Origin of the sequence: Nautilia profundicola AmH, assembly GCF_000021725.1 — a bacterium.
In the GTDB taxonomy this organism is placed as follows: Bacteria; Campylobacterota; Campylobacteria; order Campylobacterales; family Nautiliaceae; genus Nautilia; species Nautilia profundicola.
Window position 1 is genome coordinate 1525001 of sequence record NC_012115.1, and the last position, 22102, is coordinate 1547102.

A 22102-nucleotide genomic window follows, 5' to 3' on the forward strand; every position below is an offset into this window, starting at 1 on the left:
AAGTACGGCTGTACCACCGAAATAGAAATTAATTCCTATAAGTTTTACAAGTAACCAAGGCATTACTGTAATGGCTCCAAGATAAAGCGCACCCCAAAACGTAAGTCTACTCGCAACTTCATTTAAAAATTTAGCAGTTTGTTCACCAGGTCTTATACCAGGAATAAACCCACCTTGTTTTTTAAGATTTTCAGCAATTTCTTTTGCATTAAATACAATCGAAGCATAAAAATACGCAAAGAAAATTACAAAAATAAACAATAATACATGATATAAGTAACCGTTAGGGTTTAATAAATCTCTAATTTGTACTAACAGTGGATTTGTAACTCCACTTAAAACTGTAAGCGGAAACATTAATATCGCACTTGCAAAGATTGGTGGAATAACACCACTTAAATTCACTTTAATAGGTATATAATTCATAACTCTTTTGAATCTATTTTGCATTAGCACTTTTTTCTGATAAGAAATAGGTATTCTTCTTTCAGCAAGTTCTACATATATAATAAATCCAATTGTAGCCACAACTATAAATAATATAAAAATCAAACCTATAACAGAAAGTTCTCCAACATCTACAAGATTTAGTGTACCTACTATTGCAGATGGAATAGCACTTACAATTCCGGCAAAGATAATTAAACTAATACCGTTACCTACACCTCTTTCTGTGATTTGTTCACCAATCCACACAAGAAGCATTGTACCACCCATCATAGAAAAAGCGGTTAATATAACAAATGTAGAAGTATCTATCATAACTGCGGATTCACCCATTTTCCCTGTCATGGAAGTAAGACCAATCGCAATTCCTATCGCCTGCACAAACGCAATTGCAACAGTAGAATATTTAACAATTTGCATATATTTTTGAAAACCTTGAGAGTCTTTTTTCATTTCACCGAGTTTCGGGAATGTTGCAGCCAGTAATTCCATAATAATAGACGCAGTAATGTAAGGCATTACACCAAGAGCAATAATACTCATACGACTTACAGCATTACCACTAAACATATTAAGTAAACCTAATGCATCATTTTGATGTCCGGAAAAAAATTCTTTAATTACATCAATATTTACCCCTGGTACCGGAACATATGCAAGTACTCTGTAGATGAGAAGGAAACCAAGGGTAATTAAGATTTTTTTTGCTATTGGATTCATACCCTTACTTTCCAGATGTAGTTATGTTAGCATCTTTAATTTTATCTTTAAGCTCTTTAGCTTTAGTTCCAATTAATTTAACTTTTTTAGCTTTAATTTTTACAATATTAGCTAATGCTTCCATTGTAATTTCGCTAAGTTCTACTATTGCTGGGAATTTATCCACGTTAATAGCCTGAGGTTTTACAACTCTACTTTTAAAACCAACTTTTGGTAATCTTCTTTGAAGTGGTTGTTGTCCACCCTCAAAACCTCTTTTTTTAGAGTAACCAGTTCTTGATTTTTGACCTTTTTGTCCTCTTGTAGAAGTTTTTCCATATCCTGAACCTGCTCCACGTCCTACTCTTTTAGTTTTATGAGTAGAACCGCATGCCGGTTTTAAATTATTTAACGCCATGATTACGCCTTTTTGCTTTTAATCATTTTTAGAGCTTCTACAGTAGCTCTAACTAAGTTGTGTGGTTCGTTTGAACCTAATGATTTAGAAAGAATATCTTTAATACCAACAAGTTCAAGTACCGGTCTTACCGCACCACCGGCGATCAGCCCTGTACCCTCACTTGCCGGTTTAAGTAAAATTTTAGATGCATTATATTTAGCTTGAACGTCATGATTAATTGTATTACCATGAATACCGTTAATTTCAACCAAGTTTTTAAATGCATCATCAATAGCTTTTTTAATTGCATCTGGAACTTCTTTTGCTTTACCAGTTCCGATTCCAACTATACCTTTTTTGTTTCCTACAACTACTAAAGCGTTAAATCTGAATCTTCTACCACCTTTAACAACTTTAGTAATTCTTCCGATATTAACAACTACTTCTTCAAATTCTTCTCTATTATAATCTCTAATTACTTGAGCTTTTTTAGCCATTTGCCTTGCCTTTATTTTAAAGTTTTATACCATTTTCTCTAAGAGTATCTGCAAACGCTGCAACTACACCGTGATATTTATAACCGTTTCTGTCAAATCTAACAGAATCGATATTAGCAGCTTTTAATTTTTCAGCGAAAATTTTAGCCGCTTCTTTTGCACCATTAATATTTGATGGTAATTTATTTTCTAAATGTGCTGTATTTAAGAATGCCAATGTGTTACCTGCAACATCATCGATAGCTTGAACAACTATATATTTATTTGATTTATAAATAGTTACTCTCGGCATATCAGCAGTTCCGCTGATTCTACCTCTAACTCTTCTTTTTCTTTTTAATCTTCTTAAGTCTCTTTTAGCTAATGCTTTACTTCTTCTCATCTCTCACCCTTATTTTTTAGCTGTTTTACCAGCTTTTCTGATAATATGTTCATCAACATATTTAACACCTTTACCTTTGTAAGGCTCAGGTTTTCTAAAGCTTCTGATTTCTGAAGCAACTTGACCAACTTGTTGTTTATCGCTACCTTTTACAGTAATAATATTTTTTTCAACTGTAATAGTAATTCCTTTTGGAATTTCAAAGTTTATAGGGTGTGAATATCCAAGTTGTAATTCTAATATATTACCTTTTACTTGTGCTCTATAACCAACACCGTTGATTTCAAGTTTCTTTTCAAATCCTTGAGTAAGTCCGATAACTGCATTGTTAGCTAAAGCTCTTACAGTTCCCCACATTGCTTTTGCGAATTTAGTTTCTTCTACTGGTTCAAAAGTTAATTCATCACCGTTGATATTAACTTTTACAACACCTTTAGTGTCAATAACTTTTTCGTCTTGGCCTTTTTTAATAATTAATTTATTCCCTTCAAGTTTAGCTTCAAGGCCAGAAGCTAACTTTACGGGTTGTTTACCTATTCTACTCATAAATTATCTCCTTACCAAATACTACAGATTACTTCGCCGCCTACTTTTAATTTGTAAGCTTCATCGTTAGGTAAAACGCCTTTATTTGTTGATACAACTAAAGTACCGTATCCATTTTTAAATCTTTTAATATCTTCGTATCCTTTATAAACCCTTCTACCAGGTTTAGATACTTTTTTTACTTCATTAATAACAGAATTTCCGTTTTCATCATATTTTAAAGTAACGTTGATGAATTTTTTATTTCCATCTTCAACTACTTTAAAACTTTCAATATAACCTTTATCTTCAAATACTTTAAGTACCGCTTCCATTAGTTTAGAGTGATTAAGTTGAGTCACTTCTAAACCTCTCATAGCGGCATTTCTAATTCTTGTTAATCCGTCTGCAATAATATCATTCATCATCTTGGCATCCTTTTACCAACTTGCTTTTTTAACACCAGGGAGTAATCCCTCGTTTGCCATTTTTCTCAGGCAGATTCTACAAATACCAAAATCTCTGTAAACAGAGTGAACTCTACCACAGATTGAGCATCTTGTATATGCTCTAACTTTGAATTTTGGTTTTCTTTTAGCTTTAGCTATCATACTTTTTTTTGCCATATTACTTTCCTTTTGTGAATGGGAATCCGATAAGTTCAAGCATTCTTTCAGCTTGTTTATCGTCTTCAGTTGTTGTGGAAATATTAATATTCATACCGTGAACTCTAATGATAGAGTCATAATCCACTTCAGTAAATACTAATTGCTCAGTTAAACCGAAGTTAAAATTACCTCTTCCGTCAAAACCGTCTCTTTTTACACCTTTAAAGTCTCTCACTCTCGGTAATGCGATTGAGATCAGTTTTTGAAGGAAGTTCCACATCATTTCACCTCTAAGTGTTACTTTAACACCTACAGGCATACCTTCTCTAACTTTAAATCCTGCTACTGATTTTTTAGCAGGTGTAATAACTGCTTTTTGTCCAGTAATAATTGTTAATGTGTCAGCAACGCTTTGAAGGAATTTTTTATCTTTACTTCCTTCACCCACACCTGCACTAACAACGATTTTTTCAATGTTAGGAATTAGCATTGGGTTTTTAATATCAAACTCTTCAGCGAGTTTTGCCCTAACTTCGTCTTTATATTTTTTTTGTACTTCAAACATCTTCTCAGCCTTCTACTTTTTTTACATTTGAGATGTGAATTGGTTTTTCAATATATTCAAATCCACCTTTTGGATTTTGCTCAGTAGGCTTAACAGCCTTTTTAACAACGTTCACACCTTTAACAAGTACTTTTTCATCTTTAACAAGTACTTTTAAAACTTCACCAGTTTTTCCTCTATCATCTCCCGCGATAACTTTTACAGTATCGCCTTTTTTGATTTTGAACTTAGGAGGTAAGTTTTTTCTCGCACCCATTATAGCACCTCCGGAGCAAGTGATGTAATTTTTTGGAAACCTTCGTATCTTACTTCTCTTGCGATTGGTCCGAAAATACGAGTTCCGATTGGCTCTTTTTTAGCATCAATGATAACTGCTGCGTTATCATCAAATCTTATTAATGAACCGTTTTCTCTTTGAACTTCTTTTTTAGTTCTAACGATTACCGCTTTTACAACTTGACCTTTTTTAATTTTACCGTTTGGAAGGGCTTTTTTAACAGAAGCGACAATAATGTCACCTACTGAAGCGTATCTTCTTTTTGACCCTCCCAAAACTTTAATACACATAATTTCTTTAGCACCGCTGTTGTCAGCAACTTTTAATCTTGTAAATGGTTGAATCATTCTTATTCTCCTCTCTCAAGAATATCTTTAAGAACGAAAGATTTTCTTTTAGAAATTGGTCTGTGTTCAATTGCGCTTACAACATCGCCAACATTTGCTTCGTTGTTTTCATCGTGAACAAGGTATTTTTTGAATTTTTTTACAATTTTATGATATTTTGGGTGTAAAACTTTTCTTTCAACTAAAACGTTGATTGTTTTATCACCAGTTTTTTTGATAACTTTTCCAGTAATTATTCTTTTAGGCATTAGTTACCCCTTTTTGCTCTCATCGCAGTTTTAATTCTTGCGATGTCTTTTCTAATTTTTCTAACAAGAGATGTATCTTGTAGCTGCATAGTTTTTAATTTCATTCTTGTTTCAAAAAGCTCCATTTTTTTCTCTTTTAAAAGATCTTGAAGCTCTTTTTCAGACTTTTCAACAAGTTCCGCTACGTTTAATTTAGTATAGCTCATTTTCACTCTCCATGCTTACAATTTTTGTTTTAAATGGTAATTTAGCAGCTGCAAGAGTTAATGCCCTAACGGCAGTTTCATTATTTACACCAGTGATTTCGAAAATAATTCTTCCAGGTTTAATATTCATAACCCACTCTTCAACACTACCTTTACCTTTACCCATTCTCACTCCAACAGGTTTAGCAGTTAGAGGTTTGTCTGGGAATACTCTAATCCAAATTTTACCTGTTCTTTTCATAGTTCTTGAAAGTGCAACCCTTCCAGCTTCAATTTGTCTTGAGTTGATTCTTCCAAGTTCCACGGCTTTAAGACCGTAAGTACCGAATGCCAGAGTACTACCTCTATAGGCTTTACCTCTGTTTCTACCTTTTTGCTGTTTTCTATATTTAGTTCTTTTTGGCATTAACATTTCTGCGTCCTTTTCTTCTTCTTGGAGCTTTTCTTTCAGGCGTTGCTGTATCGTCTGAATTCATTTTTCTTTGAAGAACTTCACCTTTGAATATCCAAACTTTAACACCGATAATTCCGTATGTAGTTAAAGCTTCTGCAAAACCGTAATCAATTTTTGCTCTTAATGTATGAAGAGGAACTCTTCCCTCAAGATACCATTCAGTTCTTGCCATTTCAGCACCGTTAAGTCTTCCGGCAACCTGAACTTTGATACCTTTTGCACCAGATTTAAGTGCAGATTGAATAACTTTTTTCATCGCTCTTCTGAATGCTACCCTTCTTTCGATTTGAGTAGCAACATTTTCAGCTGCAAGTTGTGCTGAAAGCTGTGGTTTTCTTTCTTCTTTAATGTTAAGAATTAATTCTTTATTACCAATTCTTTTTTGAAGTTCAGCTTTAAGAGCTTCTATTTCACTACCACCTTTACCGATGATAATACCAGGTTTAGCTGCGAAAATTGTAATTCTGATTTTTTTAGCCGTTCTTTCAATAATAATATCACTGATACCTGCATAGTAAAGTTTTTTCTTTAAGAATTTTCTTAATTCATAATCACCTAATACGTTTTCAGGCATAGTGTTATAATTAATGAACCATCTACTTCTCCAGTTTTTGTTTATCCCTAGTCTTAGTCCGATTGGATTCGTTTTTTGACCCATTAGCTTTCCTTTTCAACTTCTACAAAAATGTGTGCTGTAGGTTTTTGGATTCTGCTCGCCATACCTCTAGCTCTTGGTCTGAATCTTTTTAGATACGGACCTCTGTCGATTCTGCAAGAAGTAATTACTACTTCGTTTGCATCATATCCGCCGTTTGCAACTGCACTTGCAACAACTTTAGCGATTACTCTTGCCGCTTTATTCGGCATAAATTCTAATTTAGCAAGTGCTTCTTCAGCATTCATACCTTGAATTTCTTTAGCAATTAATCTTGCTTTAGTTGGGGATAGTCTTATAAATTTTAATACTGCTTTACTCATCACCTATCCTTACTTACCAATTTTCTTTTGAACAGAACCTTTATGTCCTCTAAAAGTTCTGGTAGGTGCAAATTCACCAAGTTTAAATCCAACGTGTCTTTCAGTCACATATACAGGAACGAAATCTCTTCCGTTGTGTACGTTAATTGTAAGACCGATCATATCAGGTGTAATAGTACTTCTTCTTGACCAAGTTTTAATTGGTTTTGGGTTTTTTTCTTCTTTTGCTTTAAGTACTTTTTTCATTAAATGGTCATCTACAAAAGGACCTTTTTTTAAACTTCTAGCCATGAGCTATCCTTATTTCTTTCTTCTTGAGATGATATATTTATCAGATTGTTTTTTCTTTCTTGTTTTGTAACCTTTAGTCGGCATACCCCAAGGTGTAACAGGATGGTTACCTTTACTTCTACCTTCACCACCACCGTGTGGATGGTCAACCGGGTTCATTGCGATACCTCTTGTTTGAGGTCTGATACCAAGGTGTCTGCTTCTACCGGCTTTACCGATAGTAATGTTTTGGTATTCTGCATTACCAACTGTACCGATAGTTGCCATACATTCACCAAGAATATATCTCATCTCACCGCTTGGTAATCTAAGAATTACGTATTTACCTTCTCTACCCATGATTTGGCAGCTGTTTCCGGCACTTCTTGCAATTTGTCCGCCTTTACCAGGTTTCATTTCAACGTTGTGTACCACAGTACCAACAGGGATATTTTTAAGTTTCATTGCGTTACCAGGTTTAATGTCAAGTCCGGCTTCAGCCGCCATAACAGTATCACCTACTTTTAAACCTTCAGGTTGAATAATGTATCTTTTGTCTCCGTCAACATAGCTGATAAGACAAATTCTACAGTTTCTGTACGGATCGTACTCAACTGTTGCAACTTTACCAGGTACTCCGAATTTATTTCTTTTGAAATCGATAATTCTGTAAAGTTTTTTAGCACCAGCTTCTCTGTGTCTTGATGTAATTCTACCAAGGTTGTTTCTTCCTGCTTTTTGAGGAAGTTTAATTAATAATTTTTTTACCGTCGGTTTTGAAGTTATGTCACTGTTATCAAGTGTTGTCATAAATCTTCTTGACGGTGTATATGGTTTATAACTCTTTACTGCCATCTTCTATCCTTATACACTTAGGCTTTCAAGTTTTGCATCTTCAGGTAATTTAACATAGAATTTTTTATAATCCGGTCTTTTACCTTCGATTCCTCTAAATCTTTTCACTTTTCCTTTTTGTCTAAGTGAATTAACTTTAAGCGGAGTTACTCCGAAATACTCTTTAAAAATCTCTTTAAGTTGATTTTTAGTCACTTTTGGTGTAGTTTGAACTACAAGCACACCTTGCTCTTGAAGGTTTAGTGCTTTTTCTGTATACACAATTGATTTAATATCTGTAATATCCGCCATCGCTTAGCCCTTTATAACTTTTTCGTAAGCCGCTTTATCAAAAATAATGCTGTGGAATACACTTGCATAATAAGCGTTTAATTCTTCAGGTGTAATAATGTACACGTTTGGAATGTTTCTAAATGCTAAAAATGTTTTTTCATCCATTTCGTCAACAACGATTAGGTAATCTCTTTGGTTGATTTCTTTTAGCCATTTAGTCGCGTCTTTTGTTTTACCGCTTTCGATTTTAATGCTGTCTACAACGAAAAGTTTTCCGTTTTCAGCTTTTTCATTAAGTGCGTATTTAAGCGCAACTCTTTTTTGTTTTTTGTTTAATTTTTGTGACCAGTCTCTTTCGTTTCTTGGCCCGTGCGCAACTCCACCGCCAACGAATTGAGGTGCTCTGATTGAACCTTGTCTAGCTCTACCTAGACCTTTTTGTCTGAAAGGTTTTTTTCCACCACCGCTTACTTCACCTCTTGTTTTTGTATGCGCAGTACCAGCTCTTTGGTTAGCAAGGTATGCTTTTACATACAAATAAAGGTTGTGCGGATTGATGTTTTGAAAATCTTCCGGTAATTGTTTGATTACTTCTATACTCATTTCACAATCCTTACTCTTCCTAAACTTCCGTTAGCTCCAGGAACACTTCCTTTAATTACAAGTACGCCCATGTTTTCATCGTACTCTAATACTTCTGCGTTTACTGTTACGTTTTTGTTACCGTACTGCCCAGGCATTTTTCTACCAGGCATAACTCTACCAGGCCACTCACAGTTACCGATTGATCCCGGTGCTCTGTGAAATCTTGAACCGTGTCCACCAGGTCCACCTGCGAATCCGTGTCTTTTTACAACACCTTGGAAACCTCTACCTTTACTTTTGAAAGTAAGTTTTACTTTTTTAGCTTCTTTAAGTGGTTCAATACTTAGGTCTCCAGGTTCAGTGTTTGCAACTTTAAGTTCAACGAATCTGTTAAACTCTTTGTCAAGTCCGTATTTTTTCTGCATACCTTCGATAGCTTTGTTCAGCTTTTTACCGTTAGCGTATGCAACTAACGCTTTGTCATCTTTTATTTCACAAACTTTAGCCGGAACTACTTTTAATAAAGTTACCGGAATACTTGGGATTCCTACCGTCCTACTCATTCCTATTTTTTCAACTATAAATTCCATTCAATTCTCCTTAACTTAATGCCCTAACTTCTACATCAACCTCTGGTGCCAACTCAAGCTTCATAAGTTGATCAACAGTTTCAGGCGATGCGTTCACAACATCAACAATTCTTCTGTGAATTCTGATTTCAAATTGCTCTCTTGAATCTTTGTTAATGTGAGGTGATCTTAATACCGTATATCTTCTGATTTTTGTAGGTAGAGGAATTGGTCCCTTTACTTCCGCTCCAGTTCTTTTAATAGCATCTGTAATAATGCTAACAGCTTTATCAAGCACTCTATGGTCATATGCTTGAAGTTTGATTCTGATTTTCTCCATAGCCTTCCTTTTTAAAGATCTCGTGGTTTTTCCACGCTTTTGTGGACTGAAATTATAAAAGATTTTAATGTCAAATGTAAGATATTTTGAAGTATTTTTTCCTTAAAAAAAGGAAAAAGATCTATTGTTTGTTTTTCAGAATTTCCGTAATTGGAGCGTTTTGAGAAATATAATCAACAACTTCCTGCACGTCGTCCGTAACCAAATATAATTTTTTGTCTTCAGGAGAGATATATTTCATTTCGAGCATTTTTTCATAAAAATCCAAAAGCGGTTTATAAAATTCACTTCCGAAAAAAACGATAGGAATCTGGCTCATTCTCTTTGTCTGTACAAGTGTAAGCACTTCGCTCAGTTCATCAAGCGTACCGAAACCTCCCGGCATCATTACCGTCGCCACACTGTATTTTAAAAAGGTAACTTTTCTGGTAAAGAAGTATTTAAATTTCAATGATGTCTTTACGTACGGGTTTATATGTTGCTCATGAGGCAGTTCGATATTTAAACCGATACTTACTTTCGCACCTTTATTAGCCGCTTCCATAATACCGGGTCCCCCGCCTGTAATAATCGCATACCCTTTATCACTTAATCCTCTTGAAATTTCCGTTGCTTTTTCATAATAATAGTGCCCCGGCTTCTCTCTTGCACTACCGAATATGGAAACTGCAGGCGGTATATCCTCAAGCTCGTCAAACGCATCCGTAAAATCACTTATAACCCTGAAAATTCTCCAAACGTCTTTATTTATGTTTCTGTTATCCAAAAACTCTTTTTGTATATCTCTCATGTTAATCCTTTAATAGTAAAATGCTAAAAACGTACATTGGTTATTAGTGTATTAGTATATTTGTTATTGTATTATAATTTTCATTTTCACTTTCCCTTTTCAACTCTATATATGTACCAAAAAATCTTTTGATTTTTCTGGGACCTTTTTTTCAATTCTCCATTCTCCATTCTCAATTCTAAAACAGTCTTCCTATTTTCCTGAACCCGATATAAAAAAGCACTATTGCAATTACGGTTTCAGCCGTAAAATACGGTAAAAGATCTATAAAGTTTGTTCCTTTAAAAAATATCGCTTCGCTTCCTTGGATATAATACCTAACAGGTGATAAAAGAGTCATTTTCTGTAAAAACGGAGCCATGGAGGTTATAGGCGTCCAAGCACCGCTTAAAAAGAGTAACGGCAGCATTACAAGCATACTAATCTGTGCAACCTGCATAACGCTTTTGCTGTATGCGGCTATCACAAGGGCAATTCCACCGAGTGCAAAAGAGAAAATAAAACTAAGAACAAAAAAAAGCCACAAATTACCGTTTATAGGCGTATCAAACACTCCGAATATTACAATTCCGACACTTATTACAATCCCGGCCATTACCACCACTATCTGGGAAAGCACCTTTGCAAAAATAATCACTTTACCGTCAACAGGCATTAAAAGCATAATATCCCACGTACCTTTTTCTTTTTCCTTTACAAACACAATCGACACAAGTATAAGTATCAACATCGTTACGACGTTTATAAGCTCTGTCAGTCCCATAAACCATGTGGAGGTTGAGTTTTGATTGAAAAGTTTATGTATTCTGAAATCAACCGGACTTTTTTGGTTACTAAGCCGCAAAAGTATCTGGTTTAAATATATAAGAGTAACCTGCGCCTGGGCGGAAGCCGTGGCATCAACAAGTACATTTATCGTGGTAGTTTTGTTTTTATAATAGTTTTTCGTAAAATCGGAATCAAATATAAGCCCCACCATTATTTTTTTATCAAAAATCGCTTTTTTAAGATCTTTTTCACTTAAAAACACTTTCGGATTTTCAAACTCGGGATAATGAAAATGACTAAGTATTTCATCCGGAAGTTTTTTCCCGCTGTAGTTTACGTATCCTATACTCACATGCTGAGGCTTGATTTTGATACCGTTCCCGGCTGTATAAACTTCAAGCGTAAACGCATACAAAATAAAAAACACCAATCCCACGTTTCTTAAAAACGTTAAAATTTCTTTTAAAAATATCGCTTTAAACGCTCTCATTTAAAAGCCTTTTTTATAAACAGACTGCCTATAAAAAGCAAAGCAAACGCATAAACAAGCAAAATACCGAGATATAAAAGATTGATCATAGAATTAAACCCTTCCCCCACCAAAAACGTATCATAAACGATATGATTGTAATACATTATCGGAAACAGATGTGCTTCTATTAAACTAAACTTATCCATAGACGTTATAGGCATCATAATCCCCGAATACAAAAACCCTGGAATTACGGTGATGATAATACTCAATACAAGCGCACTTACCTGGGTTTTGGTAATCGCCGAAACCAAAAGCCCTATTCCGACACTTACCATTACGTATATTTCACTGGCTATCACATACAGTAAAAAACTGCCTTTAAAAGGTACATCAAAATAATAAACGGCCCACAAAAAAAGTATATAAATATTAACAGAATGCAGTAAAAAAGGAGGTACAAGTTTTGAGATTAAAAACTCCCCTTTTGTGATAGGAGATGAATAAAAGTTAAAAATCGTTCCGATTTCTTTTTCTTTTACAATCATAAGTGCCGCAAGGATAGAAGGTGCCAGCAGCAGAGTCAAACCGATGATACCGGGAATAATAGCGTTTTCATCCCGTAAAGATTCATTAAACAAATTTCTCTGGTTGACTCTTATCGGCTCTTTTATTCCGTTTTTGGCAAGTATATTTACAAACATTCCTTGCACATAACCCTCAAGCGTTGTGGCTCTCAAAGGAAACGAGCCGTCAATATAGACACCGATTTCGGCAGGATTTCGATGCAGAAGACTTCGTGTAAATCCGCTTGGGATTACGATGAAAAGATCTATTTTGTTTTTCTTGATCAAATCCAGGGCATCGTTATCGTCAATAGACATAAGTTTCGTATCAAAATATTTGGAATGTTCAAATTTATTGACTATTTCGGTGCTTAATTTTGTATTGTCCCTGTCGATAATTACCGTTCTTGCGTGTGTGATTTCAAGTTTCAGCCCATAACCGAAAAGAAAAATTATGAGTGTCGGCATAAAATAGACTAAAATAATCATCTTTGAACGTATTAAATCCAAAAACTCTTTTTTTAGATACGCTTTTATTACACTAATCCTCATTGTTGTTTCCTACCAGTTTGATAAACACATCTTCAAAACTCATACCGGGATAATTTTTATGAATGTTTGACATCGTATCATCAAGTATTTTTTTACCTCTTTTAAGTACCACAACCCTGTCACAGTATTCCGCCTCACTCATATAATGCGTGGTGATTAATATTGAAATCTGCCATTTTTCCTTGAGTTCCCTCATAAACTTCCAAAAACTCGCCCTCGCTATCGTATCAACCCCGCTTGTAGGCTCATCCAAAAAGAGAACAACAGGATCATGAAGCAGAGCGACCGCAACAGAAAACCTCTGATTTATTCCAAGCGGTACGTCTGTCGGAAAGAAATTTAGATAGTCTTTAAAATCAAGGAGGTTTGAAAAAAATTCGGCTTTTTTTTCAATCTCTTCGGAAGTCAGCCCGTGCATTTTGCCGAAATACCTTATGTTTTCATAAATAGTCAAATCATCATACAGTGCAAACCTTTGAGACACGTAACCGATTTTGCTTTTGAGTTTAATCCTGTCTTTATATGAGTTTATTTTCTCACCCAATAAATAGAGTTCACCCTCATCTATAGGGTAAAGCCCGAGAAGCATTTTCATAAACGTGGTTTTACCTGCACCGTTTGCCCCGAGAAGACCTAAAATTTCACCTTTTTTAAGCTCCAGATCGATATGATCGTCGGCAATGAAATTACCAAATTTTTTAGTTAATCCTACGGCTTTTACAACAGTTTCGGGAGTATCTGTATGCTTTTGTTCAAGTTTTATTTTAGGCATTTTTCTGTTTTTTCTAAGAGCGTTTACGAAAAACAGCCCTTCAAGAGTCGGCGTTGTTTTTTTAAGGTTTAGATCTTTTAATGAATACGTTTTGCCTGCAAAACTCATACATTCATCACACTCAATTTCACCTTCGTATGTGTAGTCTTTAATGCTTTGGATAAGTTCTTCGTTTGTACCTTTTGCAATAATCTCGCCTTCATCAAAAAGCATAATTTTATCCATCAAAGCGGCTTCTTGCATATAAGCGGTTGAAATAAGCGCGATTATTCCGTTTTCTTTTCTTTCATTGTCTACAATATCCCAAAGCTCCCGCCTGCTTATAGGGTCGACTCCGGTTGTCGGCTCATCTAAAATAAGAAGCTGCGGTCTGTGAAGAAGTGCAAGAATAAGTGAGAGTTTTTGCCTCATACCTCCGCTAAGATTTCCTGCCAGTCTATCCTGAAACTCATACAGTCCTGCCATTTTAAGCAGTCTTTTTTCGTACTCCGGGTCTTTTTTTATACCCCTAAGACCTCTAAAAAAATCAAAATGCTCCCTTACACTCAAAAGATCGTATAAAACAAGCCCGAGCCCCTGAGGCATCAGGGAGAGTCTGTCTTTTATTTTTTCCGCTTCTTTGGGTGAATGGTATTTATACCCATTATATTCTATTTCGCCTTCAAAACCTTTAACTCCCGCTATTGCATGAAGTGTTGAACTTTTCCCGGCACCGTCCGCTCCGATAAGACCGACAATCTCCCCTTCTTTTACTTCAAAATTTATGTTTTTAGCCGCTACTTTTTCTTTGTACTTTACCGTGATGTTTTTTACTGCTAACACTTCACATCCTGTGAGTTTGCAGTAATAAATGAACAGTGAACAGTGTATTTATCTAATTTTTCACTTTTCATTTTTAACTTTTCACTTTTTTCTATGCCCCAAAAAATCTTTCGATTTTCCGGGGACCCCTTTTTTAAATTCTCCATTCTCCATTCTCAATTCTCCATTCTCAATTAAAGTTCCGGCAGTTCATCAAGCGATTTAGGCAGACTTCCGTTTCCTATAAGCACCACACCAGTGGCCGGAAGACCGAGTTTCAAGTATTTGTTAGGCTCCACAGGCTTTAAGTGAACCTCATAAACCCTTGTAATTCTGTCGCTTCTGACAGCTACCTCTTTTGGTGTAAATTCAGCTCTTTTTGCTATTTTTACAACCTCAGCTTTGATTGGCTTATCAGGAAAAGAATCAAGGAAAATTTCCGCTTTGTCTCCAAGTTTGATTTTGCCATTTGTGATTTCATCCACATATATTTTCAGATAAAAAGAACTGTTGTCTATTATCGATACCACAGGCATCCCCGCACCTATAACTTCTCCGGTGTTAGCTATTTTCGTATCCACAAATCCGTTTACAGGAGATTTCAGAGTCATTTCATCTATCATTGTCTGCAGTTCGTCCCTGTTGTGCTCAAGAGCTTTAATGGAATGCTCAAATGCTTTTAAGTTATTCTGCTGTGAAAGTGCTATGTTTAGATCTTTTTTAGCCGCTTCAAGCGCTGATTTTAACGCTTCTTTTTTGGCAAGCAAGCCTTTTAACTTATCTTTGTCGGTTTGGGTTTTAAGACGTGCCATTTCAAGCTCATGCTCTTTTGCGAGGTTTCTTTTTACGAGTGAAGAGAGTCTTTTTTCATCTTTTACATCCTGGTTTATCACTTTTTGAAGTGCGTCGATCTGCGCATTTAGAGCGTTGATTTCCGCTGTTTTGGCTTTTATGTTAAGCTCCGCTTTTTTTATTGTGTTTTCAATTTTGGATTTCAGGGCTTTAAACTCATTTGTTTTTGCTTTTATCTGTTCGTTTAGGGCGTTTAGTTTTTCCTGAAACTCTTTTGAATTCAGTTTGGCTATAACTTCACCTTTTTGTACCTCATCTCCGGTATCAACGTTTAGTTTCACTACTCTTCCCGGATATTTTGTATTCAGGTTTACGACATCCGCATCTATCCTACCTACCGCTTCGACCAGATAAGGAGGCACTTCTTTTGGATTCAGTTTTACATATATAAAATACCCCGCTACAACAAGCAGGGCTATAATAATTACCGGGACTATTTTTTTAAAACTCATATTCGCCTCCGTTTAGTTTAAGTTTTACATTTAATAAGAATATTTTGGCTTTAATTGCGTCTCTTTTGGCTTTTGCTTCGGCGAGTTTGGCGATTACACTGTTTAAATCGCTGCTGTCCGCAAGCCCCTCGTCAAATTTAGCTTTTATGTATTCATAATAGCTTTTTCTGGCTTTAATCTCCTGCTGAGCGGCTTTTAATCTGTAAAAAAGTGCATTGTAAGTATTCAGATCGTTTTCATAATCGGTTTTTATTTTATTCAGATAATCTTTAAGGAATATAGCTCTGCTGAGTTTGGCTATTTTAGCCATCTGAACCTTTGCTTTGGTTTCGCCTCCGTTGAATATATTGTATTTAATTCCAATAGCCACGTATGATTTATCTATGTTTTGATAATCGTTATCGCTAAGCCCCAAATTATCCGCTTCTCTTTTCAAACCTATCTGAAGTCCCACCTGAGGATAATAACTTGATTTTGCAAGTTTAATGTCCTCGCCCGAAATTTTAAGTGTTTCTTTTATGGCTTTTACATCTGGTCTTTTGTTGAAATCGGGTTTGAAGTTCAGTCTGTTCAGATCAATTATACCGTCAATCTCTTTTACGGGTTTATTAATAAGATAGCTCAGAGTCTGAAGCAATGAGTTTTTTTGTGAGTTTATGTTTTTGATATCCGCTATTACCTCATAGTATTTTGCATTTATTTCATCAAGTGACGATCTGTTAATAAGCCCTTCGTTATACAGGGCTTCGGCTTTGTCTTTTGCGCTTAATAGTGCTTTTTTAGCCGACTCAAGCGCCATTATCTGATGCTTTAGAGCGTATATATTGCTGTAAAGTTCGGCTGAAGTAAGCAAAAGCTCTCTTTTTACGTTTTGAAGGTTCAGTTTTTCTTTTATAAGTTCGAGTTTTGATTTTTCTATTAAGTTACTGAGAGCAAAACCTGTAAATAAAGGATATGAAAATGAAATTTCACCTATAAAATGGTTTTTGTCACTCATAGGAAGTTCGCTGTTAAACGTCTGATAAACAAGATGAACACCGTCGCTTGCCACCGCAACAGGCTGGGTTGTTGTGAGTTTCATAACAGGCTGTTTGAAAAAATGCACCGCATTATATTCCAAATCGAGACTTCCGAAGTTCTTGGCCTTTGCGGATTTCAGTTTTTGTTCGTAAATTTTCACCTTTTGCTCGGCAAGTTTATATTTTAATGAATTTTCGATACTAAGCCTAATATCATTGAAAGACTCAGCAAATAATAAAAAAGGAATACTCATAATCACTATTTTTTTAACTAACATTTTTTCTCCTTTTAACTAATAGTAACATAAAAACAAACAGACTCCCAACGAGTCCCCAAAACCCTGCATCAAGCCATACGTATTTAAACCCGTAATTTGCGCTCATAAACTCCTCAAGCATTCTGAATATTTCAACTCCGGCTTTACCCAAAAAATTTTCAAGTGCCGAGACGAAATCATATGTAATATGATAATTTTGAAGTGAGACCATACCGTCGAATTCTTTATTTGAATAAAAAACAAGATTGTTTGTGGCAATGGCGGTTCCGAAACTCCCACCTATAAACCTTACATAATCCATAGTCATGATGCCCTGCTCTATCTTTCCGTTGGAATTATTCATCACAAGCACGGTAATAGGCGCAAAGAAAAGCCCCATCGCAATTCCAAAAGGCATTGTTTTTAATACCGCTTCCCAAAACGGCGTATAATAATTGATGCTCGGAAACAGTAAAAACGAACTTATAAGATATATAATCGCCCCCACAATCAGTACCGGCACCGGAGAGAATTTATCACTTAAAGCCCCTGCTATCATACTGAAAACACCTATCCATATACCGAATCCCAAAACCCCGAGCCCAGTCTGAATGGAACTGAGCCCCTTGATATGCTCGTAAAACATCGGGATCAGATAAAAATACTGATACATCGAAAAGCCAAGTAAAACGAAATAAATCAAAATTCCCAGAGAATAGTAAGGGTTTTTAAACAATGTATAATCAAAAAGCGACTCTTTGGAATAATACTCACTCATTATAAAAAACAGGGTCCCGAAAAACGTAATAAACCCGAGATACACAATAAACGGCGAATTAAACCACCCGTACTGCTGACCTTTACTGAGAAGTATCAATAAAGCAACCGTTGCTACCGTCAGGAATGCAACTGAGATGAAGTTAAGTTTTTCTTCTTTTCTTTCATCCCTGTCAGGTAGTAAAAGTGAGCCGAATATCACAAGGACTATACCTATAGGTACATTTACAAAAAATACAGCCCTCCAGCTGAACCATTCAGTCAGATATCCTCCGAGTGTCGGACCTATCGCCGGTGCAAAGGCAACTCCAAGGGCAAATATACCCATGGCAATCCCTCTTTTTTCAGGCGGGAAAAAGCCAAAGAGCATTGCCTGGGCCGTTACCATAATCATCGCCTCCGCAAATCCCTGAATAACACGAGCAACGATTATAAACGAAAGTGAATTTGCAATACCGCATAAAAACGAAGCAATCGTAAACACCGCCACGGATATGATATATATCCATTTGTTTCCGAATTTTTTAATAAGCCATTCAACTATCAAAAGTCCCACCGCCGCCGCTATCATATAAGCAGTAATTACCCACTGTACACCGTACATATCGGTTGAAAGCGGCCCCTTAAGACGAGGCACGATAATATCCACCACGGTTGTGTCGAGAACGGCCATGAAAGCACCCACTACTACAAGCAGAATTAACAATGAAAAATGTAAAGTGAAAAGTTTAGGTGTTTGCATTTTTTACAATCTTTGATAGGATTTTTATTATTTCTTCCAAATCATTAAGCAAACTCTCTGCTTGTTTTTCAGATAAATATTCACTGTCTTTTAGTAAATTAATCCAATATCTACTCTCAACCGATTCTTTCAATGCAATCGACATCTTGTTTTTAAAGTCTTTTTTAGAAATCGCTTCTTGTGCTTCTGTAATATTTGCCCCTATAGAGGTTCCGCTTCTCATTAACTGCTTCGATAAAACAAACTCTTTTTCTTTTGATAAAAATTTATATAATTTAACAATTCTCAACGCAAATTGATAACTTTTTTTTACTATCGAATTATTTTCATATTTATTCATTTTCCATTTTCCATTGTATTATTTTCCATTTAGTTGAGTTTGCATCTTGCAATCTCAACTTCTCCGCTCATTCCCACAAGCACACCGTCCGGGATTTTGTCAAATTTAATTCTCACATAAAACCTCTGCGCCAATTTTGTAAATTCACCGCTGCTTATGTCTCTCGGAACAAGAGCAAACGTTGCAGCGCTTGCAGGAAGTATCTCGCTCACATATCCGTCAAAATCTTTATCAAGTGCATCAATATGGATTTTTACCTTACATCCGGGTTTGATACCTTTCATTTTAGTCTCTTCCAAAAGATCCAACACATACAGATCTTTCGGATTTACAACGCTTAGAACTTTCATACCGGCATCAAGAACTTCATTGTCATTTGCAAATTTTTTAGCAACCCTTCCGTTTATAGGTGAATAAATATATGAATTTTGAATATTAGTGTTTATTAAAGCCAGTTTTTCATTTAAGCCTTTTAGCTGGTTTTGTTGAGCTTCTATTGATTTTTGCAGTCTTTGGATCTCTTTTTTATTGTTAAGCGCAAGTTTTATTTTCAATTCCAGAGTATTATTCTCAAGCTGGAGTGCGTCGAATTTTCTCTCCTGTGAGCTTATCTGATCTTTAAGTGAATAGTAAGCCACTTTTACACTGTCATATTTTTCTTTGGAGATTTTTCCCTGTTTGTAGAGCTTTTGAAACTTTTTATAATCGTTTTTAAGTTTATCAAGTTTGTATCTCATTGCGTCTATCGCAAAAGCCATGGCTTCAATGTTTTTTTGAAGTTTTAATTTTTCATTATTCAGAAGTTTCAGGTTTGTGTCTATGTCGCTTGAGAGTTTATTCTTTTGAATTACTGTGGCTTTTATTTTATCTTCAAGAGCCTTTATGTTTGCAAGAAGTTCTTTTTTTTGTATTTCAAGCTCTTTTGTTTCAAGTTTTGCAAGAAGTTCGCCTTTTTTGACATTCTCTCCTTCTTTTACATAAATCTTTTCAATTTTACCAGGCAGTTTAAAAGATAAAAACGTTAAAGAGTCAGATTTTACAAATACCGCGTTACTTTCGGCATAGTTTTTATTAAATACAATATATTTATATAATCCGTATACTCCGAGAAGTATCAGTGCAATAAATGTAATAAGAGCTATTTTCTTTTTCATCAACAACCTTTTTGAGTAATTTAGAGATATTTTAGCAGAGAAAAGTTGATATGTCAATAAGCCCTAAAAGGCTTATTTTTTAAGTTTGTAGATTTTTACGAAAGAATTAAGTATTACAGGTTCAAACAGTTTCGGATCATAATTTTCAAAGAAAAACATTTGCACATATGTCGCATCTAATTTATCAGTACTTAAAATCAAGACTCTATTTAACGGTTTGTACCATATTAAGACAATATTAGAGTTGGAATGAAACGGCTGTTTAACAACCCTATATTTTCCTGTTTTATCATACAGTCCAAGATAAGCAGCTTTTAGAGGTATTAGTTTTTGCCCCCAATGCAGATAACCTTTCATATCCATCCATATACCGTTTGCAAATTTAAGTCCTTCTTTTCCTGCCGCAACCACTCTTGTAGAAACGATAAAAGGCTGATTAACTTTTCCTGTTTTTAAATCTATACTGCTAAATACTGCTACAGTCGGAAAAATATCCGCCATTCTGAAAGGAAAATAAAAATAAACATCCCTTGTTTTTTCAGGTAGTTTAAAATTGGGATTGTTTAATGCATTCAGAAAACCATTCGGATCTTTAAATCCGTATTTTTTCATCATATCTTTTATAAAACCTTCTGTTTCAAACTCTTTACCAAGCTCTCTTGCCACTTCTACTTTATCCGTATATTCAACATCAAGCCTTGCAATATTCGCTGCAGCCGTCTGATTGTGAGTCAATGCAAAACTTACCGGAAAGTTCACTTCCCCGCTATGCTTTCCACCATCCACTAATGTTTTAGTTCCGGCATAATACCTTATAGGATATCCATAGTCCCACCATGTAACTACGTAATCTTCAGGTTTTGCAATGTGTGATAATTTATTCAAACTTTCAACTTCCTGACTTAAGAAAGTTGTAGGTGTTTTATAATTAATCACATGCTTAATATTTGCATATAATGAAGGAGTGATTAAAATTAACGGTAATATTATTTTTGAAATTTTGGCAACTTTATCATTGATAAACAGTTTTGAAACATATTCACTGATAAGTAACACCAAATAAGCAAACCCCAATGCAAAAAACGGCACCGCATAAATTGTAAAACGAAGCCCTAATTTATGTGCCATTATACCTATTACTACCATTGGCAATGAAATAATCATCACCGGATATCTTATCACCATCAAAACATATCCAATCAAAGAAAAAATAAACAATCCCATACCACCACTTATACGGTTTGCCACTACATCAAAAGGTATTTGAGATGCTTCACGGATTGTTTTCGATACATTATAAAAATGCAATCCTTCTTCTCCTGTATCAGATCTATTAAAATAAACCAAAAATTTATTAATAAACATATCCATAGTACCACTTAAAAACAACATAATTATACTTATGCCGAACAACCAATAAATGACTCTCCAATTTAAAAATAGTTCAAGTTTTTTTATATATACTACATATAAAATTGCTATTAATAACGCATTAATATAAAACTTAAATCCAAACAGAGCCACCAATAAAAACAGTACAAACACAAAACTTTCCTGTTTTCTTTTAAATGCCGATATATATATAAAGCTCATACCTACAAGAGCCAAAAGAACAGTCCTGCTCTGCGGATACCACCACTCATACAAGACAATCATTAAAGGTACGAATAAAAACATTTTCCGATTATCATTTACCAAATATTCAATTATTCCCCAAACTATAAACATCAAAAGCACTATTACCAACATATCGGTATCATAGTACCCTACCATTGTTCTATTGTAATAACTCCATACAATTCCACCTATTAAGGCGGCAGTTAAACCTAAAATATCATTTTTAAAACTTCTTCCTATTAAAAATAAAGGAACAACAAGCAAGCTTCCAAAAACAGCCGGCATCCATAAGATTACCTCATCAAGACTCAAAAAAGGAAACAGTTTTACGATAGCTGCTGTCAGCAAACTTGGAAGAGAATGATAAGGATTTAGATTCCCCACAACATGCGAATTGTTCAGTAATTCTTTCGCCCCTGCTGCATAATAATATCCATCTACATTATTTATCATTAAAGTTCCATGCCACAGAAATTCTTTAATCCCACTCGCCCATGAAAAATAATAATACCTTACAGCTGTAGCAAATACATAGGCAAACGAAATTAATACAAAAGCTGTTTTATTTGAAAATCTAATTTCTTGAATATTCAGATATTCTTTCACTTCCATCCTTTAAAAAGTTTTCGTTTTTCGATATTATAAC

The 22102-nt window shown here is 35.0% G+C and carries 31 protein-coding genes (1 of these 31 only partly in view); all 31 read right to left on the minus strand.

The features are described from left to right. Positions 1 to 1167, minus strand: the 5' portion of a protein-coding gene (secY, locus tag NAMH_RS07975) for a preprotein translocase subunit SecY (protein WP_015901812.1). 93 nt of this gene lie to the left of the window's left edge; the window shows 1167 of its 1260 coding nt (coding positions 1–1167); the start codon lies at positions 1165 to 1167; the stop codon falls past the left edge of the window. Positions 1168 to 1171: 4 nt separating this feature from the next. Continuing rightward, complete coding sequence (rplO, locus tag NAMH_RS07980; protein ID WP_015902690.1) at positions 1172 to 1564, minus strand: 50S ribosomal protein L15; 393 nt, start codon at positions 1562 to 1564, stop codon at positions 1172 to 1174. A 2-nt stretch (positions 1565 to 1566) separates the two neighbouring features. Further along, complete coding sequence (rpsE, locus tag NAMH_RS07985) at positions 1567 to 2043, minus strand: 30S ribosomal protein S5 (protein WP_012663650.1); 477 nt, start codon at positions 2041 to 2043, stop codon at positions 1567 to 1569. Positions 2044 to 2059: 16 nt separating this feature from the next. Beyond that, complete coding sequence (gene rplR, locus NAMH_RS07990) at positions 2060 to 2425, minus strand: 50S ribosomal protein L18 (RefSeq protein ID WP_015902396.1); 366 nt, start codon at positions 2423 to 2425, stop codon at positions 2060 to 2062. A gap of 9 nt (positions 2426 to 2434) precedes the next feature. After that, positions 2435 to 2971, minus strand: a complete 537-nt coding sequence (gene rplF, locus NAMH_RS07995) for a 50S ribosomal protein L6 (protein ID WP_012663485.1) — start codon at positions 2969 to 2971, stop codon at positions 2435 to 2437. 11 nt (positions 2972 to 2982) lie between these two features. Further along, the gene (gene rpsH, locus NAMH_RS08000; protein WP_012663909.1) at positions 2983 to 3378 is read right to left on the minus strand and encodes a 30S ribosomal protein S8; all 396 of its coding nucleotides are present in this window, start codon (positions 3376 to 3378) and stop codon (positions 2983 to 2985) included. Between the two features lie 12 nt (positions 3379 to 3390). Continuing rightward, positions 3391 to 3576: a type Z 30S ribosomal protein S14 gene (locus tag NAMH_RS08005; RefSeq protein ID WP_007475795.1), complete on the minus strand. Its 186-nt coding sequence runs from the start codon at positions 3574 to 3576 to the stop codon at positions 3391 to 3393. A gap of 1 nt (position 3577) precedes the next feature. Then, positions 3578 to 4123, minus strand: a complete 546-nt coding sequence (gene rplE / locus NAMH_RS08010) for a 50S ribosomal protein L5 (protein ID WP_015901980.1) — start codon at positions 4121 to 4123, stop codon at positions 3578 to 3580. Between the two features lie 4 nt (positions 4124 to 4127). Further along, on the minus strand, positions 4128 to 4379 hold the full coding sequence (gene rplX / locus NAMH_RS08015; protein WP_015902830.1) for a 50S ribosomal protein L24: 252 nt from the start codon (positions 4377 to 4379) through the stop codon (positions 4128 to 4130). Further along, entirely contained in the window at positions 4379 to 4747 is a 369-nt protein-coding gene (rplN, locus tag NAMH_RS08020; RefSeq protein WP_015901868.1) for a 50S ribosomal protein L14, read from the minus strand. Before rplN ends, rplX begins: the two co-directional genes overlap by 1 nt. Positions 4748 to 4749: 2 nt before the next feature. Next, positions 4750 to 4995, minus strand: a complete 246-nt coding sequence (gene rpsQ / locus NAMH_RS08025; RefSeq protein ID WP_015902595.1) for a 30S ribosomal protein S17 — start codon at positions 4993 to 4995, stop codon at positions 4750 to 4752. Continuing rightward, the gene (gene rpmC, locus NAMH_RS08030) at positions 4995 to 5201 is read right to left on the minus strand and encodes a 50S ribosomal protein L29 (protein WP_015902377.1); all 207 of its coding nucleotides are present in this window, start codon (positions 5199 to 5201) and stop codon (positions 4995 to 4997) included. The genes rpsQ and rpmC overlap by 1 nt, the downstream gene beginning before the upstream one ends. After that, complete coding sequence (gene rplP, locus NAMH_RS08035) at positions 5188 to 5613, minus strand: 50S ribosomal protein L16 (protein WP_015902787.1); 426 nt, start codon at positions 5611 to 5613, stop codon at positions 5188 to 5190. Before rplP ends, rpmC begins: the two co-directional genes overlap by 14 nt. After that, complete coding sequence (rpsC, locus tag NAMH_RS08040) at positions 5591 to 6313, minus strand: 30S ribosomal protein S3 (protein WP_015902199.1); 723 nt, start codon at positions 6311 to 6313, stop codon at positions 5591 to 5593. Before rpsC ends, rplP begins: the two co-directional genes overlap by 23 nt. Continuing rightward, entirely contained in the window at positions 6313 to 6633 is a 321-nt protein-coding gene (rplV, locus tag NAMH_RS08045; protein WP_012663770.1) for a 50S ribosomal protein L22, read from the minus strand. Before rplV ends, rpsC begins: the two co-directional genes overlap by 1 nt. Before the next feature lie 9 nt (positions 6634 to 6642). Further along, positions 6643 to 6924 carry a 30S ribosomal protein S19 gene (rpsS, locus tag NAMH_RS08050; RefSeq protein WP_015902442.1) on the minus strand — a complete coding sequence of 94 codons (282 nt, stop codon included), beginning with the start codon at positions 6922 to 6924 and terminating at the stop codon, positions 6643 to 6645. Positions 6925 to 6933: 9 nt separating this feature from the next. Next, positions 6934 to 7758 carry a 50S ribosomal protein L2 gene (gene rplB / locus NAMH_RS08055; RefSeq protein WP_012663979.1) on the minus strand — a complete coding sequence of 275 codons (825 nt, stop codon included), beginning with the start codon at positions 7756 to 7758 and terminating at the stop codon, positions 6934 to 6936. A gap of 9 nt (positions 7759 to 7767) precedes the next feature. After that, positions 7768 to 8049, minus strand: a complete 282-nt coding sequence (locus NAMH_RS08060; RefSeq protein ID WP_012663812.1) for a 50S ribosomal protein L23 — start codon at positions 8047 to 8049, stop codon at positions 7768 to 7770. A 3-nt stretch (positions 8050 to 8052) separates the two neighbouring features. Further along, on the minus strand, positions 8053 to 8634 hold the full coding sequence (rplD, locus tag NAMH_RS08065; RefSeq protein ID WP_012663556.1) for a 50S ribosomal protein L4: 582 nt from the start codon (positions 8632 to 8634) through the stop codon (positions 8053 to 8055). Continuing rightward, entirely contained in the window at positions 8631 to 9206 is a 576-nt protein-coding gene (gene rplC / locus NAMH_RS08070) for a 50S ribosomal protein L3 (RefSeq protein WP_015902270.1), read from the minus strand. Before rplC ends, rplD begins: the two co-directional genes overlap by 4 nt. Positions 9207 to 9216: 10 nt before the next feature. Further along, positions 9217 to 9525: a 30S ribosomal protein S10 gene (gene rpsJ / locus NAMH_RS08075; protein WP_012663777.1), complete on the minus strand. Its 309-nt coding sequence runs from the start codon at positions 9523 to 9525 to the stop codon at positions 9217 to 9219. Positions 9526 to 9646: 121 nt separating this feature from the next. Next, a complete protein-coding gene (locus tag NAMH_RS08080; protein WP_015902322.1) occupies positions 9647 to 10315 on the minus strand; it encodes an LOG family protein in 669 nt (222 codons plus the stop codon). Positions 10316 to 10493: 178 nt separating this feature from the next. Next, the gene (locus tag NAMH_RS08085; RefSeq protein WP_012663695.1) at positions 10494 to 11573 is read right to left on the minus strand and encodes an ABC transporter permease; all 1080 of its coding nucleotides are present in this window, start codon (positions 11571 to 11573) and stop codon (positions 10494 to 10496) included. Next, positions 11570 to 12673, minus strand: coding sequence for an ABC transporter permease (locus tag NAMH_RS08090; protein ID WP_015902724.1), 1104 nt, complete (start codon positions 12671 to 12673; stop codon positions 11570 to 11572). Before NAMH_RS08090 ends, NAMH_RS08085 begins: the two co-directional genes overlap by 4 nt. Then, entirely contained in the window at positions 12663 to 14267 is a 1605-nt protein-coding gene (locus NAMH_RS08095) for an ATP-binding cassette domain-containing protein (protein WP_012663908.1), read from the minus strand. Before NAMH_RS08095 ends, NAMH_RS08090 begins: the two co-directional genes overlap by 11 nt. 173 nt (positions 14268 to 14440) lie before the next feature. Continuing rightward, the gene (locus tag NAMH_RS08100; RefSeq protein ID WP_012663538.1) at positions 14441 to 15550 is read right to left on the minus strand and encodes an HlyD family secretion protein; all 1110 of its coding nucleotides are present in this window, start codon (positions 15548 to 15550) and stop codon (positions 14441 to 14443) included. Next, positions 15540 to 16847: a TolC family protein gene (locus NAMH_RS08105; RefSeq protein WP_015901988.1), complete on the minus strand. Its 1308-nt coding sequence runs from the start codon at positions 16845 to 16847 to the stop codon at positions 15540 to 15542. The genes NAMH_RS08100 and NAMH_RS08105 overlap by 11 nt, the downstream gene beginning before the upstream one ends. After that, entirely contained in the window at positions 16837 to 18345 is a 1509-nt protein-coding gene (locus NAMH_RS08110; RefSeq protein WP_012663783.1) for a DHA2 family efflux MFS transporter permease subunit, read from the minus strand. Before NAMH_RS08110 ends, NAMH_RS08105 begins: the two co-directional genes overlap by 11 nt. After that, positions 18332 to 18685, minus strand: coding sequence for a four helix bundle protein (locus NAMH_RS08115; RefSeq protein WP_015902399.1), 354 nt, complete (start codon positions 18683 to 18685; stop codon positions 18332 to 18334). Before NAMH_RS08115 ends, NAMH_RS08110 begins: the two co-directional genes overlap by 14 nt. Positions 18686 to 18714: 29 nt before the next feature. After that, complete coding sequence (locus tag NAMH_RS08120; protein ID WP_015902828.1) at positions 18715 to 19839, minus strand: HlyD family secretion protein; 1125 nt, start codon at positions 19837 to 19839, stop codon at positions 18715 to 18717. Between the two features lie 72 nt (positions 19840 to 19911). After that, positions 19912 to 22062, minus strand: coding sequence for an STT3 domain-containing protein (locus tag NAMH_RS08125; protein WP_015901836.1), 2151 nt, complete (start codon positions 22060 to 22062; stop codon positions 19912 to 19914). Positions 22063 to 22102 lie beyond the last annotated feature (40 nt).

Coding starts and splice junctions, on each gene's coding strand:
- rplO (WP_015902690.1), bottom strand. CDS start 1,564: ATGGCGTTAAATAATTTAAAACCGGCATGCGGTTCTACTCATAAAACT.
- rpsE (WP_012663650.1), bottom strand. CDS start 2,043: ATGGCTAAAAAAGCTCAAGTAATTAGAGATTATAATAGAGAAGAATTT.
- rplR (WP_015902396.1), bottom strand. CDS start 2,425: ATGAGAAGAAGTAAAGCATTAGCTAAAAGAGACTTAAGAAGATTAAAA.
- rplF (WP_012663485.1), bottom strand. CDS start 2,971: ATGAGTAGAATAGGTAAACAACCCGTAAAGTTAGCTTCTGGCCTTGAA.
- rpsH (WP_012663909.1), bottom strand. CDS start 3,378: ATGATGAATGATATTATTGCAGACGGATTAACAAGAATTAGAAATGCC.
- NAMH_RS08005 (WP_007475795.1), bottom strand. CDS start 3,576: ATGGCAAAAAAAAGTATGATAGCTAAAGCTAAAAGAAAACCAAAATTC.
- rplE (WP_015901980.1), bottom strand. CDS start 4,123: ATGTTTGAAGTACAAAAAAAATATAAAGACGAAGTTAGGGCAAAACTC.
- rplX (WP_015902830.1), bottom strand. CDS start 4,379: ATGGGTGCGAGAAAAAACTTACCTCCTAAGTTCAAAATCAAAAAAGGC.
- rplN (WP_015901868.1), bottom strand. CDS start 4,747: ATGATTCAACCATTTACAAGATTAAAAGTTGCTGACAACAGCGGTGCT.
- rpsQ (WP_015902595.1), bottom strand. CDS start 4,995: ATGCCTAAAAGAATAATTACTGGAAAAGTTATCAAAAAAACTGGTGAT.
- rpmC (WP_015902377.1), bottom strand. CDS start 5,201: ATGAGCTATACTAAATTAAACGTAGCGGAACTTGTTGAAAAGTCTGAA.
- rplP (WP_015902787.1), bottom strand. CDS start 5,613: ATGTTAATGCCAAAAAGAACTAAATATAGAAAACAGCAAAAAGGTAGA.
- rpsC (WP_015902199.1), bottom strand. CDS start 6,313: ATGGGTCAAAAAACGAATCCAATCGGACTAAGACTAGGGATAAACAAA.
- rplV (WP_012663770.1), bottom strand. CDS start 6,633: ATGAGTAAAGCAGTATTAAAATTTATAAGACTATCCCCAACTAAAGCA.
- rpsS (WP_015902442.1), bottom strand. CDS start 6,924: ATGGCTAGAAGTTTAAAAAAAGGTCCTTTTGTAGATGACCATTTAATG.
- rplB (WP_012663979.1), bottom strand. CDS start 7,758: ATGGCAGTAAAGAGTTATAAACCATATACACCGTCAAGAAGATTTATG.
- NAMH_RS08060 (WP_012663812.1), bottom strand. CDS start 8,049: ATGGCGGATATTACAGATATTAAATCAATTGTGTATACAGAAAAAGCA.
- rplD (WP_012663556.1), bottom strand. CDS start 8,634: ATGAGTATAGAAGTAATCAAACAATTACCGGAAGATTTTCAAAACATC.
- rplC (WP_015902270.1), bottom strand. CDS start 9,206: ATGGAATTTATAGTTGAAAAAATAGGAATGAGTAGGACGGTAGGAATC.
- rpsJ (WP_012663777.1), bottom strand. CDS start 9,525: ATGGAGAAAATCAGAATCAAACTTCAAGCATATGACCATAGAGTGCTT.
- NAMH_RS08080 (WP_015902322.1), bottom strand. CDS start 10,315: ATGAGAGATATACAAAAAGAGTTTTTGGATAACAGAAACATAAATAAA.
- NAMH_RS08085 (WP_012663695.1), bottom strand. CDS start 11,573: ATGAGAGCGTTTAAAGCGATATTTTTAAAAGAAATTTTAACGTTTTTA.
- NAMH_RS08090 (WP_015902724.1), bottom strand. CDS start 12,673: ATGAGGATTAGTGTAATAAAAGCGTATCTAAAAAAAGAGTTTTTGGAT.
- NAMH_RS08100 (WP_012663538.1), bottom strand. CDS start 15,550: ATGAGTTTTAAAAAAATAGTCCCGGTAATTATTATAGCCCTGCTTGTT.
- NAMH_RS08105 (WP_015901988.1), bottom strand. CDS start 16,847: ATGTTAGTTAAAAAAATAGTGATTATGAGTATTCCTTTTTTATTATTT.
- NAMH_RS08110 (WP_012663783.1), bottom strand. CDS start 18,345: ATGCAAACACCTAAACTTTTCACTTTACATTTTTCATTGTTAATTCTG.
- NAMH_RS08115 (WP_015902399.1), bottom strand. CDS start 18,685: ATGAATAAATATGAAAATAATTCGATAGTAAAAAAAAGTTATCAATTT.
- NAMH_RS08120 (WP_015902828.1), bottom strand. CDS start 19,839: ATGAAAAAGAAAATAGCTCTTATTACATTTATTGCACTGATACTTCTC.